Origin of the sequence: Mucilaginibacter ximonensis, from assembly GCF_042686265.1 — a bacterium.
GTDB lineage: Bacteria > Bacteroidota > Bacteroidia > Sphingobacteriales > Sphingobacteriaceae > Mucilaginibacter > Mucilaginibacter ximonensis.
The window spans coordinates 175,534-191,041 of the sequence record NZ_JBHUPD010000001.1 but is presented as its reverse complement, the minus strand read 5'-3'; the positions used below and the strand labels follow the sequence as shown (position 1 = coordinate 191,041).

Genomic DNA, 15,508 nt, shown 5'->3' with positions numbered 1-15,508 from the left:
ATGGAAAAAGCAGAAAATAAACGCGCAATTACAGTAGGCCTGTTTTTAGGATTAGGTTTGCTTGTATTTCTTCTTGGCGTTTTCACTTTGGGCAGCCAGTCAAAAAGCTTCTCTAAAAGCATACATATAAGCGCCGTTTTTGACGACGTTGCCGGTTTAAAAACCGGTAACAGCGTTTGGTTCTCAGGGGTGAAGGTTGGCAGCATTACCAAAATCAAGTTTATTGGCCCGGGCCAGGTTAACGTGGTTATGGCGGTTGATGAAGCCAGCCAGCAATATGTTCACCGCAATGCAGGCGTACATATCGGGTCGGACGGATTAATTGGTAATAAGATCATTGTGATTGACGGCGGTAGCCCGCAGGCTCCTATTGTTGAAGATGGCGATGTTTTGCAGGCCGAAAAAATGACCTCGACAGATGATATGCTCAAAGTATTGCAGCAAAACAATCAAAACTTACTTTCAATAACCAGCGACTTTAAAATGCTGAGTCGTAAAATATTGCAAGGTAAAGGTACTGTAGGTACTTTAATGGCCGATAGTGTTGTGGGCAACCAGTTTAAAACCGCTATGAACAATTTTGAGCATACCAGCGCTTCGGCATCAAGGCTGGCCGGCCAGCTTGAAAAGTTCAGCACTAAAATGAATACAAAAGGTGGTTTGGCAGATAAGCTATTGACTGATACCGCAACCTTTGCTACCATTAAAGCAGCTACCACACAACTAAAGGCTGCGGCCGATAATGCCAATGTGCTTACCCAGAACCTGAAAACAGCGTCTGACAAAATGAACCGTACTGATAATGCTATCGGCGTTTTATTGAATGACCCTAAATCGGCAGCTAAATTACAGAGCACCTTTGACAACCTGCAACAGGGTTCAATTAAATTAAATGATGATTTGGAAGCCGCTCAGCATAACTTTTTGCTTCGCGGGTTTTTCAAAGATCGCGCTAAAGCTAAGGCAGACAGTATTAAAAAAGCTAATAAGAACTAACAAAGAGATTATAAATTTCAAAAAGTCCATTGGGTAAACTCAATGGACTTTTTTTGTAACCTTATTTTTGCTGAGGTAGTCATAGCTGCTAAATACATTTATTGATGAAACGCATCCTTACCACCTTATCATTTTGTACCCTGGTTTATTCGGTTAATGCGCAAGCAATAAACCGAATAAAGTTAGACAGCCTGTTTAATACCCTGGCATCAAACAATATGGATATGGGCAGTATCGCCATATCAAAACACGGCAAAGTAATTTATCAGCGCGCATTTGGTAACGCGGTCATGTCGCCATCAGACACTGTAAAAGCCACCGGAAATACCGAGTATCGCCTGGGCTCCATTACCAAGATGTTCACAGCTACTCTTATTTTTCAGCTTATTGAAGCGCATAAACTTAGTCTGACAGGTAGGCTGAGCAGCTATTTTCCGAACTTACCCAATGCAGATCATATTACAATTAGCAACCTGCTTTATCACAGAAGCGGCCTGGCCGATTTCACTAAGAATACAGACTTTGACCGTTGGAGCGACAAACCGCAAACACATGAGCAATTACTTGAGCGCATAGCCAAACAAAAACCCGACTTTGAGCCAAACGCCGCAGCCGATTACAATAACTCAAACTATTTGCTGCTGGGTTATATCATCGAAAATATTTGCAAAAAACCTTACAAAGAAGTACTGAGTGAACGCATTATCAAAACATTATCGCTAAGTAAAACCTATTACGGCGAAACTCTGCCTGACATTAAAAAAGAAGCCATATCATACAAGTACATGAACAACCAATGGCATCGGGACAAAGCAGTATGGCTTGACAATTTTTCGGGCTGCGGTGCAATTATATCTACTCCTGCTGATATGTTAAAGTTTATGGAGGCATTGTTTACCGGAAAATTAATCAGCAAATCAAGCCTTAGCCAAATGCAAACTTTTGTTGATGATTATGGCATGGGTATGTTTGGGTTTGATTTTGATACGCACAAAGGTTTTGGCCATAATGGAAAAACGGAGGGCTTTGCTTCGTCTCTTACCTACTATCCGGCAGATGGATTAGCCATAGCGTATTGCACCAATGCCGAAGTCTATCACAAGGCAAATGTTCTTAACGGCGTATTAAGTATATGTTTCAACAAACCGTATACTATCCCAACATTTAAGCCCATTGAATTAAAGAATAACGAATTAGATGTTTACATAGGTACCTACACTGCTAAAGTGCCCGCTATACAGGTTGCAGTAAAAAAAGCAGGCAATCATTTGCAGTCTGAAACACATGGCCAGGTAATTGACCTGATAGCTTTGGGCAATAATGAATTTTTCAGCAAGGCATTTGGCTTTTTCTTTGATTTTGATTTGGCCGGTAAAAAAATGATCATCAAGGATGTTGAGGCTAATTATGTGTTAGATAAACAGTAAATAGCTATTAACTTTACAAAAAATTAAGGCAAACAACTTTTGGGTTTAAAAAGTTAAACAAGTATAGCTGCCTGGCAGCTACACTCAATTAAAACAAAAACCATGAAAGCGCCGAAACAAACCCCTACCGATACAGAATTTTTGAGAAAAGGTACCAAACCAGCAAAAATAGAAACCGACTTGCCGCTGAGTGAAAAAGATGAAGTTAAAGCCGCGGAACATAAGCTGCAGAAAAACCAAAAGAAGCAAGACAAATAAATAGCCGGCTATTACCCGAAGTTTGTAAATTAGCTTGATAATCCCTCAAACCAAGGGGATGATGTTTTTATGAGAAAGCTATTCTTTCTATTAGCAATAACCTCAGGCTTTGCTGCCTGCAAACCATCAGCAACTTCTGAGAAACTTTATGGCAAATGGAACTACATCCGTGTGCGTAATCCGCTTGCCGACCCGCCCGACAGCGTAGGTAAACAAACCCTGGCATCAGAGAAACCGTATATAGAATTTACTAAACAAGACAGCCTGATCATTAATTGGGATGGTAAAGTTTTATCGCACGGCACATTTAAGCTTGATGGCCTGGATATTAAATACAAAGAAATACTGGGCGACGGCCAAACCCGCGATTTCCCTTTTCATATCGAAGATTTCAGCGATAAGCAGCTCATATTCTCAACCGCCGGTAAAGATGGCTCAGAGGTTACCGCGGTAAAAGAATAATGGTTTACTCGTTGTTTCTTAAACTTTCAACCGGATTAGTATAAGCTGCCTTAATTGATTGATAGCTAATAGTTAATACAGCTATCGCAATGGCGGCCAAACCACTCACGGCAAAAACCCACCAGCTTAAGCTAATACGGTACGCATAGTTTTGAAGCCACTTACTCATGATAGCCCAGCCCAATGGAAAGGCTACCAGCAAGGCTGCTGCAACCAGTTTAACAAAATCTTTAGCAAGTAACACTACTATTCGCTGCGGACTGGCACCCAGCGTGCGGCGCACCCCTATCTCTTTAACACGTTGCTGTGTAGCAAAAGTAGCTAGTCCGAACAGCCCAAGGCATGATATGATAATGGATATTACCGAAAATACATTAAATAGCTTTGCCATACGCTGCTCAGCAATATATAAATGAGCCAGATCCTGATCTACAAAACCATAAGCGAATGGCGCATTCGGGTAAACTTGCTGGAAAATATCTTTTAATTTAACTATAAGCTGCTGCATACCGGCAGGGCTGGTTTTTATCACCACAAATCCGCCCCTTTTTGTATACCATAAAATTAGCGGCTCTATCGTTTGTTGTACAGGTTTAAAATTAAAATCTTTAACCACACCAATTATTTCGCCGGTGTGGCCGTTCATGGTAATTTTTTGGCCAATGGCATTTTGGGGCTTAAAATTCATTATCCTTAAAGTGGTTTCATTTACCACAAAATTTTGCTTATCGGCATCGTTATTCTCGTCAAACATACGGCCGGCAATGAGGTGTATACCAAAGGTTCTGATAAAATTACCATCAACCCCAATGCCTGGAAAAAGTATCTGTTTCTCCGGATCTTTGCCGGTCCATTTAACATCAAGCGTACCGGTGGTTAATGAGGTAGGCAAATGTTCAATTATGGTATAATTCGAGGTGCGGACGTTTTGCAGCAAAGTGTTTTTCAAGGCTTGATAGTTGCTTTTTAAGTCGCCTGTACGAGGCATTTGCAAATACATCAGGTTCTCTTTGTTAAAACCTATATCCCGGTTGCGGATAAACCTGAGCTGACTGTTTACAACCAGGGTACTTATCATCAATACTACGGAAATACTGAACTGAACAATCACCAATCCGTTTCTGAAAAAAGCCTTCTGGCTCCCTGTTTTTATTCCTTTAAAAACTTTAATAGGATTAAATGACGCCAGATAAAAAGCTGGGTAACTCCCCGATGCCAAACCAACCATAACGGCTATAGCCAGTAAACCCAAAAAGGTTCTAAGATCCAATATATTGAAGCTGATGTTTTTTGACGAAAGCTCATTAAACACGGGCAGCAGCAGGTAGGCGGCAACTACTCCAATACACATGGCAATTACCGCAACAAATAGATATTCTGTTAAAAACTGAGCGACCAATTGAAAGCGCTGTGCACCGATGGTTTTACGCAAGCCAACCTCTTTAGCGCGTTGTCTGGCTATAGCGGTTGACAAATTCATGAAATTAATGCAGGCAATCAGCAATATAAACGCGGCAACAATTGAAAATATCCTTACATAAAGTACATTGCCCTGCCCGTCAACATCAAGCAGGTAATGCGATTTGAGATGAATATCTGTAAGCGGTTGTAATGAAATATCGGCTCTTGTATGGTCCGGGTCATTTGCATAGCGTATGTCTGCAATTTTTTTCGCTAAAGCATTCAATGACGCTTGCGTTGCGTTAAAAGATTCGCTGGTTTGTATATAGGTATAAACGTCAAAACTGCCCCACGCCCGACCATTATCATAACTATAATTGCTTGAATGTTCAAACGCGGTGAAGGGCAATAATATATTAAATTGTAAATGCGAATTATGAGGCACATCTTTCATTAAACCGGTAACCTGATAGCTATTGCCATGTATATCATCGCCAATGTGTAAAATCTTACCAATTACGTTGGTGGTGCCGAAATATTTTTTTGCTGTCGATACGGTAAGTACTGCGGCATCGGGCCTTGCCAAGACGCTTTGAGCATCTCCCTGCAACAACGGGTAATTAAATAATTTTAAAAAGGAAGGATCTGCGTAGTACAAACCTTTCTCATTAATTTTTTGTATTCCAACGCTCACCACAGCTTCTAGCGTCGATAAACGGGCGTAATTTTTAATTGCCGGCAATTGTTTAAAAGCATCTGGCATAGGCACCGGTGTAACAGCGGCATCAGTGGCATCTATTTTTACTACCAGCCTGTAAATACTTTCTGCATGTTTATTAAACTTGTCATAGCTGTATTCATCCTGAACCCAAAGCATAATCAGTACACTGCATGCTATGCCGCCGGCCAAACCAAATACATTTAAAAAAGTAAATAATTTAAACCTTCTGATATTGCGTATGGCGCTGATAAAATAGTTTTTAAACATGATACTTGTGTTTATTCTGATCCAGTTCCAATTTAGATGCCACCAAACTAAATAATTGATTTACTGGAAGTTAAAAGTAAAACCACAGATACCTTTCGTTCGGTTATGATACACTGCCTGTTCGCTAATATATTTTTTTTAATTAAAAGGTGATATTTACGTTATAGTTTACACATAGTATAAAAAGACATTGATTTATGCACGGTATCAGTAACACATGCAAATTAGCGCAGCGGCAGGAGCTTTTTACAGGGCTTTACAAAGGCGCTTTCCCCGCGGTGGCCAGGTATGTGAGCCGGCTGGGCGGTAGTTTTGATGAGGCAAAGGATGTTTTTCAGGATGCACTGGTGATTTACTATGAGAAAACTATTAAACAATCGCCGGCACCTGATAATGATATCGCTTACCTGGTTGGCGTAGCCAAAAACTTGTGGCTAAAGCGATACCGCCAATCGGCACCAAATCTACCATTAAATAATATGGAGATAGCTTTTGAAGAACAGGAAGAAAGCCCATCAAATAAGCGCCTGATGCGTTTTTTGACTAAAGCCGGCCAAAAGTGTATGGATCTGCTCAAAAGCTTTTATTATGACCAGTTGCCCCTCGACCAGATAGCTGAAGAGTTTGGCTACTCGGGCGTACGCAGCGCAACCGTGCAGAAATACAAATGTTTGGAAAAAGTAAGAGAAACCATTAAAGAAAAAGCATTGGCCTATGACGACTTCATGGAATGAAACCCAGCAAATTGAGGCCGTGCTAACGGGTACGGCCTCCCCAGGCGACGCTTTGCTTTTTGAAGCCAAACTGATGCTGGATAATGAGCTCTCCGACAAAGTAATATGGCAGCAAAAAACCTATGCTTTGATTAAGCAATATGGCCGCCGGGAACTAAAAGCCGAAATTGAGGCTGTGCATGAGCATCTATTTACAAAGCCCGAAAACCAAAGCTTTAGTCAAAAAATATGGCAGCTTTTTAGTAGACTATAATCCTTTAAATTTTATGAAGATTGACAAAAATGAGTTCCGCAAATTTGCGGTGGGGCATTGCTATGTTTCGTCCACAGGGGTCGACAAGTATATTTCGGCCGTCGAGCGCAGCAACATTCCGCAAGCCATGACGCCATATATTACCGAGGAGCGCGAATTGCGCGTCTCGCAAATGGACGTATTTTCAAGGCTGATGATGGACCGTATTATTTTTATGGGCGCGCCCGTTGAGGCTAACATAGCTAACATAGTGCAGGCTCAATTGCTTTTCCTGCAGTCTGCCGACGCCAAAAAAGACATACACATGTATATCAATTCGCCTGGTGGTGAGGTGTATGCCGGATTTGGTATTTATGATACCATGCAACTGGTTACGCCCGACGTCGCGACGATTTGTACCGGCATGGCTTTATCTTTTGGGGCAATATTGCTTTGCGGCGGCGCTAAAGGTAAACGCAGCGCACTCGCCCACTCGCGCGTTATGCTTCACCAGCCCTTAGGTGGGGTGCAAGGCCAGGCGTCGGACATTGAAATCACCGCCAACCAGGTGTTAAAGGTTAAGAAAGAACTTTATGACATTATAGCCAAACATAGCGGTCAGGAATACCAAAAGGTACACGAAGTTTGTGACAGGGACCATTGGATGGTGGCTGCCGAAGCTAAGGAGTTTGGAGTGATTGATGAGGTGTTGACATAGGGCTCCGCCCGATCATCTCATATTGGGGAAGAACTAATAATATGGAGTCTTTATCTCAGAGATTTAGCGGGCACTAATGCACCATCCCGGCGACAGCCCCGCTCACTCCTACCTTATTCAAAATACGTTTGCGTCCATAAATTAATATCAGCATACCAATAATAGCCGTACACGACATAATGCCGGCCATGGGCACTGATGACTGGCTTTTAAATATACCAATGCCCAGGGTCATCAACGCGCCCAGGCCCAATTGCATTGCGCCCAGCAGAGCCGAAGCCGTTCCGGCATTATGCCCGAACGGAGCCAGTGATAAGGCCGAGGCATTAGGGTTTAACGTACCTACGCAGCATAACATTATAAAAGTGATACCGATAGTTCCGCCCAGGCCGTACCAACCGTAGTAGCTACCAATTAGAAAAGCTATGGCTGTAATAACCTGCACGACTAAAGCCACCCAAATAATCTGTTCGCTTTTGTAGCTTTTAAGCAGCAGGTTATTTACCTGGCTGGCGCCTATAAAACCTATTGATAATGCCGCAAAGATCCAGCCGTAGGTTTTAGCGCTTACTTTAAATACCTCCATAAAAACTATTGGCGAGGCTGCTACATATATAAACAAGCTGGCAAATGAGAAAGCCCCCGCAAAAGCGTAAGTATAAAACTGCGGATTTTTGATCACAGTTGAGAAACTGTTAATGATAGGGCCCGGTTTTAAGGAGTAAGCAGTATTAGGCTGGTAGCTTTCCGGCAGGAAAAAGATCACGGTGAGCAAAATGCCCAGTGCCATTGCGCCCAATACCACAAATATCAAATGCCATCCCCAGGCTTCAGTAATATAACCACCGGCCGTGGGAGCAATCATTGGCGACGCACCCAAGATTAAAATCAACAGGGCGAATATCTTTGCGTTTTGGTTAAGCGGAAAAATATCGCGCACCATTGTCATAGATGCCACACTGGCTGAGCATGCCCCTACAGCTTGTATAAAGCGCAGTATAATGAGCATATTGATATCAGTACAAAAATAACAACCAGCCGAAGTGATAAGGTAAATTGATAAACCTATATATAACGGTTTTTTGCGCCCAAACCGGTCTAATAAAGGCCCATACAACAACTGACCGGCAGCTAAACCGATAAAGAAACTAGACAGGGATAATGAAACTTCGGCGGTGGTGGTGTGAAGTGACCGGGCTATTGCCGGGAAGCCGGGCAAATACATATCTATAGAAAATGGCCCCAGTGCTGTCAGCGAACCCAATATAAGTACGGTAAAAAAATAGCGTTTTTTTGTCATGAATATATATAAAGGTTGTTACCTCTAAATTTTCGGCCAAAGATCGGTTTTACATATCAATTATCGATGCCTGTTATTAATATGACTATTAAACTATACAGTTATATGTGTCAATGCCGTGTTAATTAACGGTAAATTAATTGGCGTACTATTTGATTAGATTATACAACTAAAAGTATTTATCATGAAAAAGCTATTCGTAAGCACAGGTATTTTAGCCGCAGTATTATTGACATCAGTAAGTGCTACTCAAGCACAAGAACATAAACCCATGAGCTCACAAGCCAAGGGTGCAATTATCGGCGGCGCCGGCGGCGCCGTTGTAGGTGGTATTATAGGCCATAATGTAGGTGGCGCACTAATAGGTGGTGCAATTGGCGCCGGCGGTGGCTACATCATTGGTAACGAACACCGCAGATCTGTCGAAAAGAAAAGAAGAGCGGCTTATCGGGCGGCTTATTATCGCAAACATGGGCATTACCCAAATGCTTATGTATATAAGAAACCAACGAGATAACTTGATTAAACTCAGCATAAGCCCGCAATTTGTATTGCGGGCTTTTTGTTTTAAAAAGGTATATTAAAAGCTTTCAATGCTCGTTATTTAGTCAATGCTCAAAGCTATCCCTGTAATTGTATTTTGTTTAATGCCTTTTTTGTTGATGGCACAAAATAATGACAGTTCTGCCAAGTACCGCCCACCTGCAGATACAATTGAAAAAAAAGATCTGATTGACATTCTCAGATCTTTCGTTGACCTCAGCCCACGTAAGGTTTCGCAACAAGAAAAGAAAAAGATATATTTTTCGATATTCCCGATATCTAACCCAGGGGTAAACAATCAGCGAATGCTAATTACATCAACTACCGCAGGGTATTATCTGGGCGACCCGGCTACAACCTATATTTCAACTGCCAACTTTGCGCCTTACTTTAATTTCAAAGGCCGATACGGGTTACCTATACATACCAATATCTGGCTCAATAACAACAGCTATAACATTCAGGGCGACACACGATTATTGAAATACCCGCTATACACCTGGGGTTTAGGCGGGGGCCAACCGGCAAATAACAAGTTTTTAGTTGATTTTGTATATCTGCGATTTTACCAAAGTGTCCTGAAACGCATTAAACCCTATTTTTTTGCAGGCATAGGTTATAACATTGATTATTATATGGATATTGAAAGTGATAGCGGAAGCCCTAAAACACTAACCGAATTTACCAACTACAAATTCGGCACTGCGTCAGATCGAAATTCATTTTCGTCGGGGCCAAGTTTAAACTTGCTTTATGATACCCGCAATAACCTTATTAATCCTTTACCGGGCTGGTATGGCAACGTAATCTATCGATACAGCTCGTCATTTTTTGGGAGCGACAATAACTGGCAATCATTCTATATCGACTTCAGAAAATATCTTTCGTTAACCAATTCAAATCGCAAAAACATGCTTGCATTTTGGACCTATTATTGGACGTCGCTATCATCAGGCACGCCCTATTTAAGTTTGCCCGCCATTGGCACAGACCCCTACCAACGCTCGGGCCGTGGCATTGCCCAAAACCGTTACCGCGGCAAAAGCCTGGTATATTTTGAAAGCGAGTATCGATGCGACGTAACAGCAGATGGGTTATTTGGTTTTGTAGCATTTGTTAATGTCAATTCGGCAAGCCAGATTAATAGCAACAAATTTGTATACTGGAACCCGGCAGGCGGTGCCGGATTACGCGTTAAGTTTAATAAAAAGTCGGGTACTAATATTGGTTTTGATTATGGCCGAAGCCATAATTACTCGGCATTCATTGTTAACCTTGGAGAAGCATTTTAAATAAAAAAGCCTTTAAACGCATTAAAAGCTGTTTTTAAACTTCAATGACATTAAACCTATCATTTTATTGCTAATTAATATATTATATTAAAAATTTAAAGTACCTTTGATTAACAAACAATTCGAAAAAAAATTTCAGCCTCGCATCTTTAGCTTCTTTTAAGCACGTTCTATTTACGACTCTTTAAATTTTTCGAATACTTAACTTCTACTATGTCAAAACGGATTCTAATTTTAGATGATAACCAGGATATCCTGGAAATCGTTCATGAAACGCTTTCTTACGAAAGATTTGAGGTGAAAAGCCTATCCGTAGCGGATGAAGTTATGCCGATGCTGGAAGAGTTCTCGCCCGCATTGGTAATACTCGATTATAGGGTAGCCGGCGTAAACGGCGGCGAATTGTGCAGGCAAATCAAATGTCATCCCACCTATAAGGACACCCCCGTCATTATTTTTTCAGCTTACGTTAACCACGACGATGAGTTATTTGACTACGGCTGCGATGCAGTAATCAGCAAACCATTTGATTTAACTGAACTTGTTGAAAAAGTTAACAGTCTGATATCCTAAGGTTAATATTACTTATATTAGTTTTAAATTTGCAAACAATGTTTACCGGGCATTGTTAGCCTTTTAATACGTGTTTGGTTAAAAATCGCTTTTTAGGCGTGTTTTTACTGATCCAGATATGCTAAAGTTTATAACTAAAACATTCTTAACTTATTTTAAATGAAAATTTTTGTCGCTAAGCTGCCTTACCAGTATGAGTCGGCCGACGTTTCTGAGTTATTTGCGCCTTACGGCGAAGTAAGTTCGGCTAACGTAATTATGGACCGTGAAACCGGCCGTAGCAAGTGCTATGCCTTTGTTGAAATGCCTGACGATGATCAGGCCCAGGAAGCTATCAGCAATCTGGATGGCAAATCAATTTTAGATAAAGAGATTGCCGTAAGTCAGGCTAAAGAAAAAGAAAGAACTGAACGCCCGGGCGGGGGTGGCTTTCGCGGTGGCAATGGCGGCGGTGGTTACCGTGGCGGCAACGGCGGTGGCGGCTATCGCGGTGGCAATAGTGGCGGCGGTGGTTACCGTGGCGGCAACGGCGGCAGTAACTATGGGGGCGACCGTAACAGCAGTGGCGGCGGCTACAACAAAGAGCGCGGCGAGCGTGGTTTTAACCGTGAGCGCGGCAATGACAACTATAGGGATGGCCGCGGAAACAGAGATAATTATTAATAATAGCTTATAAGCAAAAAGCCGGATCAATTGATCCGGCTTTTTGCTTATATAAATAAATCAGATACCGAAACATGTTCGGCATGATGTTATTAGTTAATTCAATCTGAAACCTATACCAAATTGCCAAACCTGGTTACGGTAATTTGGTACATAAGTGTAACCGTTGTAATCTGTTTTATTAAGATCTACTGTATACCGGGCGTGCAAATCTACGTATCGGCCTAAATCAAAGCTTATACCCAATACACCGTCAAGGTAAGATTTATGGCCGTTGTTATCCTCATAATAATGCTCCTGACTTACGGTAAAACCATTATCATAGGTATTGGTAGTAGATATTAAATATGACAACTGCGGCCCGATGTAGAAGTTAAATACCGGCCCTACCCTGAATTTTGCCAACAAAGGCACATCAATAAAATGGGTGCGCTGGGTAAATATACCATCGGCAGTTGTAGCCTCATAGCCTTTTTGTGAGTATAAAACTTCGGGAGCAAATGAAAATGGATAAATGATAGGCAAATCAAAAGTTAAACCTGCGTTAAGGCCCGCTATGCTACCTGTACTGTAGTTGTCATAATTTGAGCTGATTTGGTTTGACACGTTGGCGCCAACTTCCACACCAATTTTGGGTGTATAAAATCCATCGGCATCGTCCCGGTAACCGCCGCCGCGCGGCGAATGATAATAACGGCGTTGCGCACTTACTGAGCCTGCAATGAGCAGGCATATCGCAAAAAAGAGAGTTTTTTTCATAGTAGTAATTTTTTTGTAATGATGCTTTTTAGAGCGGCTTATTGGGCAAAGGTTTATTTACAAGATTATTTTTCCTGGTTTTTAGTTGATAAAGCCTTGTAACAACTCATAAAAAATATCGTCAAAACACTTGTTTGGCTATGCCAAACAAAACCCATTTTCTGCTTCCTTGCTTTTTATTGCTCAATTTTTTTAAATATTTTTATTGTTCAAACAACTAACATGAAACAAAAATTATTACTGATCTCATTTGTGTTCGTTGCCTTTACGTCACGTATGATGGCGCAGGGTGTTATTGCCTGGAAACAAGCTACCTCAGGCGGTTATCCCTACAAATACGTAACCGGCGACCCAACACACTCCCGCTTTTACAAGTTAAAGAACGGGCTAACTGTTATTTTAAGTCCAACCAACAAGCAGCCACGCATTCAATGCTACATTGTGGTTAAAGCCGGCAGTAATACAGATCCGGCCGATCACACCGGCCTGGCACACTACCTGGAACACCTGATGTTTAAGGGTACCGACAAGTTTGGCACGACAAATTATGCTAAAGAGAAACCTTATCTTGATAAAATTGATGCGCTGTACGAGCAATATAACAGTACTAAAGATGAGGCCAGACGTAAAGAAATTTACAAAGAAATTGACAAAACATCTGGCGAAGCCGCCAAAATCTCGATCGCTAACGAGTATGATAAAATGATGGCTTCAATGGGTGGTCAAAACAGTAATGCCAGCACCTCTTTTGAGCGCACAGCCTATACTGAAGATATCCCAAGCTCATCGGTTGATAAATTCCTGACCTTGCAGGCTGAACGCTTCCGTAATCCGATACTGCGTATCTTCCATACCGAGCTTGAAGCGGTGTACGAAGAAAAGAACCGCACGCTTGATGATGACGGCCGCAAAGTTTTTGAGCAGATGTTTGCTGCGCTGTTTCCTAACAACAACTATGGTAAACAAACCACTATAGGTACTATTGAGCATTTGAAAAACCCGTCCTTAAAAGCCATACGCAATTATTACTACACCTATTATGTACCTAACAACATGGCTGTAGTTTTATCGGGCGATTTTAATCCGGATGTGATGATCAAAAAGGTAGACACGCACTTTGCTTACATGAAGCCAAAAGCTATTCCGCCTTACACTTTTGAGCCTGAAAAACCCATAACCAGCCCCATCAGGCGTGACGTTTACGGGCCAAATCCTGAAAATCTGACTATCGCGTTCCGTTTCCCGGGCGCTTCAACCCGCGACGCCCGTTTGCTTGACCTAATGGGTTCAATCTTAACCAATGGCAAAGCAGGTTTATTTGACCTTGACCTGGTTAAAAAACAAAAATTACTGAGTGCCAGAGCTAATGATTATGCTTTGAAAGATTACAGCGTTTTGCTATTGAGCGGTACGCCTATTAAAGGGCAATCGTTAGACGAAGTGCGCGATTTGATGATGGGCGAGATCAGCAAGCTTCGTAAAGGTGAGTTTTCTGAAGATCTGATCACTTCTATCGTCAACAACGAGAAAAAAGAAAAGATCGTTGACAATGAAAGCTATGTAAACCGTGCCGATAATTTGATGAACGACTTTGTAACCAACGTCGACTGGCGCACAGATGTAGCCAGTATTAACGAGCTCTCAAAAGTTACCAAAGCACAAATTGTAGAGTTTGCAAACAAATATCTTAATGACAACAACTATGTTATTGTTTACAAACACCAGGGTGCAGACAAAAATATTGTCAAAGTTGAAAAACCGCCTATCACCCCGGTTGATGTAAATGCAGGCGCGCAATCTGATTTTTTAAAACGTGTTGATGCTATGCCGGCAACTGCAGTTAAACCTGTTTTTATAGATTACCAGAAAGATATTCAGCGCGCTAAATCAGGCCGGGCTGAACTATTGGGTGTACAGAATAAAGACAATAGTATATTTCGTTTATACTATCGTTATGATATGGGTAGCTGGAACAATAAGCTATTGCCAATAGCAGCGCAATACATTCAGTACCTGGGTACCAAAACCAAAACTGCCGAAGATATTAGCAAAGCCTTCTATAAACTAGCTTCTTCATTTAATATTTCGGCAGGTACTGAAATCAGCACCGTTAGTTTTAACGGTTTGCAAGAGAACTTTGCCCCTACTATTAAATTATATGAGGATTTATTGGCTAACTGCCAGCCTGACGAACAAGCATTAGCAGCCTTAAAAGCCCGTTTGAAAAAGGGCCGCGAAAATGCCAAGCTAAATAAAACTGCGTTAGCCCAGGCTTTGGTTAATTATGCCGAGTATGGTCCGTCAAATCCATTTAACAATACGTTGAGCGATGAGGAGTTGGATAATTTGAAAGCCCAGGACCTGGTTGACATTCTGCATAAATTAAACAACTACAAACACATGATCTTGTACTACGGTCCGCAAACTGCGCAACAAGAAGCTACTGCTTTGGCAACCTTGCACAAAACGCCGGCTGTATTTACGCCATATCCTGAAAAACGCAACTTTGTTAAAGTTAATGCTGACCGTAATAGAGTGCTGTTTGCTAACTACGATATGGTGCAAGCCGAAATTTACTGGATACGGAATGAAGGCGCCTATAACCCCGAACAAACTCCAAAAGTTGAACTTTTTAACAATTACTTTGGCGGTGGTATGAGCACGGTAGTATTCCAGCAAATCCGCGAATCAAAAGCGTTGGCTTACAGCACGTATGCTTTCTATCAGTCGCCGGTTAAAAAGGACGATCAGAACTTGTTTTTAGGTTACGTAGGCACCCAGGCCGATAAGCTGAATGATGCGGTTAAAAGCATGAACGAGTTATTGACAGATCTGCCGCAGTCTGACAAAAGCCTGATCGACGCCAAAGAGAACATGCGCAAATCTATCGAGACCGACCGGGTTACACAGGATGGCATTTTGTTCAATTACCTGGAAGCACAACGCCTGGGCATAAATTACGATATACGTAAGGTAACGTTTGACAGCCTGGATAAAATGAACTTTGAGACTGTTAAAAACTTCCATGATGAACAGTTGAAAGGCAAAACATTTACCTACTGTATAGTAGCCTCTGATAAACGTGTAAGCGACGATGATTTGAAAAAATACGGGGAGTTAATTAAGCCCGATTTGAAACAACTGTTTGGTTATTAGCATATA

The 15,508-nt window shown here is 41.7% G+C and carries 15 protein-coding genes; 12 read left to right on the top strand and 3 right to left on the bottom strand.

Features of this window, described 5'->3' with window-relative positions; genetic code table 11:
- From ACFS5N_RS00850 to ACFS5N_RS00835, 4 genes are all read left to right on the top strand, one after another.
- On the top strand, window positions 1-996 hold the full coding sequence (locus ACFS5N_RS00850; protein WP_377181226.1) for an MlaD family protein: 996 nt from the start codon (window positions 1-3) through the stop codon (window positions 994-996).
- 104 nt (window positions 997-1,100) lie between these two features.
- Complete coding sequence (locus ACFS5N_RS00845; protein WP_377181224.1) at window positions 1,101-2,423, top strand: serine hydrolase domain-containing protein; 1,323 nt, start codon at window positions 1,101-1,103, stop codon at window positions 2,421-2,423.
- Window positions 2,424-2,525: 102 nt separating this feature from the next.
- A complete protein-coding gene (locus ACFS5N_RS00840; RefSeq protein ID WP_377181222.1) occupies window positions 2,526-2,681 on the top strand; it encodes a hypothetical protein in 156 nt (51 codons plus the stop codon).
- A 69-nt stretch (window positions 2,682-2,750) separates the two neighbouring features.
- The gene (locus ACFS5N_RS00835) at window positions 2,751-3,143 is read left to right on the top strand and encodes a hypothetical protein (protein WP_377181220.1); all 393 of its coding nucleotides are present in this window, start codon (window positions 2,751-2,753) and stop codon (window positions 3,141-3,143) included.
- A gap of 4 nt (window positions 3,144-3,147) precedes the next feature.
- On the opposite strand, the gene ACFS5N_RS00830 is transcribed toward ACFS5N_RS00835, so the two are convergent.
- The gene (locus tag ACFS5N_RS00830) at window positions 3,148-5,532 is read right to left on the bottom strand and encodes an ABC transporter permease (protein WP_377181218.1); all 2,385 of its coding nucleotides are present in this window, start codon (window positions 5,530-5,532) and stop codon (window positions 3,148-3,150) included.
- Between the two features lie 197 nt (window positions 5,533-5,729).
- Between ACFS5N_RS00830 and ACFS5N_RS00825 the strand changes: the two genes are divergently transcribed.
- The 3 genes from ACFS5N_RS00825 to ACFS5N_RS00815 are packed head-to-tail and all read left to right on the top strand — an operon-like array spanning window position 5,730 to window position 7,216.
- Complete coding sequence (locus ACFS5N_RS00825; protein WP_377181216.1) at window positions 5,730-6,266, top strand: RNA polymerase sigma factor; 537 nt, start codon at window positions 5,730-5,732, stop codon at window positions 6,264-6,266.
- Window positions 6,247-6,519, top strand: coding sequence for a hypothetical protein (locus ACFS5N_RS00820; protein ID WP_377181214.1), 273 nt, complete (start codon window positions 6,247-6,249; stop codon window positions 6,517-6,519). Before ACFS5N_RS00825 ends, ACFS5N_RS00820 begins: the two co-directional genes overlap by 20 nt.
- A 13-nt stretch (window positions 6,520-6,532) precedes the next feature.
- Window positions 6,533-7,216: an ATP-dependent Clp protease proteolytic subunit gene (locus tag ACFS5N_RS00815; protein WP_377181212.1), complete on the top strand. Its 684-nt coding sequence runs from the start codon at window positions 6,533-6,535 to the stop codon at window positions 7,214-7,216.
- A 73-nt stretch (window positions 7,217-7,289) separates the two neighbouring features.
- Here the strand turns inward: ACFS5N_RS00815 and ACFS5N_RS00810 are convergent, their stop codons facing one another.
- On the bottom strand, window positions 7,290-8,516 hold the full coding sequence (locus ACFS5N_RS00810; RefSeq protein WP_377181210.1) for a multidrug effflux MFS transporter: 1,227 nt from the start codon (window positions 8,514-8,516) through the stop codon (window positions 7,290-7,292).
- A 184-nt stretch (window positions 8,517-8,700) separates the two neighbouring features.
- Between ACFS5N_RS00810 and ACFS5N_RS00805 the strand changes: the two genes are divergently transcribed.
- From ACFS5N_RS00805 to ACFS5N_RS00790, 4 genes are all read left to right on the top strand, one after another.
- Complete coding sequence (locus tag ACFS5N_RS00805; RefSeq protein WP_377181208.1) at window positions 8,701-9,033, top strand: YMGG-like glycine zipper-containing protein; 333 nt, start codon at window positions 8,701-8,703, stop codon at window positions 9,031-9,033.
- A gap of 145 nt (window positions 9,034-9,178) precedes the next feature.
- A complete protein-coding gene (locus ACFS5N_RS00800; protein WP_377181206.1) occupies window positions 9,179-10,351 on the top strand; it encodes a hypothetical protein in 1,173 nt (390 codons plus the stop codon).
- Window positions 10,352-10,564: 213 nt separating this feature from the next.
- Complete coding sequence (locus ACFS5N_RS00795) at window positions 10,565-10,924, top strand: response regulator transcription factor (RefSeq protein ID WP_377181204.1); 360 nt, start codon at window positions 10,565-10,567, stop codon at window positions 10,922-10,924.
- Between the two features lie 159 nt (window positions 10,925-11,083).
- Complete coding sequence (locus ACFS5N_RS00790; protein WP_377181202.1) at window positions 11,084-11,587, top strand: RNA recognition motif domain-containing protein; 504 nt, start codon at window positions 11,084-11,086, stop codon at window positions 11,585-11,587.
- 96 nt (window positions 11,588-11,683) lie between these two features.
- Here the strand turns inward: ACFS5N_RS00790 and ACFS5N_RS00785 are convergent, their stop codons facing one another.
- Complete coding sequence (locus tag ACFS5N_RS00785) at window positions 11,684-12,346, bottom strand: porin family protein (protein ID WP_377181200.1); 663 nt, start codon at window positions 12,344-12,346, stop codon at window positions 11,684-11,686.
- Window positions 12,347-12,568: 222 nt separating this feature from the next.
- Between ACFS5N_RS00785 and ACFS5N_RS00780 the strand changes: the two genes are divergently transcribed.
- Window positions 12,569-15,502, top strand: coding sequence for a M16 family metallopeptidase (locus ACFS5N_RS00780; protein ID WP_377181198.1), 2,934 nt, complete (start codon window positions 12,569-12,571; stop codon window positions 15,500-15,502).
- The last annotated feature ends 6 nt before the right edge of the window (window positions 15,503-15,508 follow it).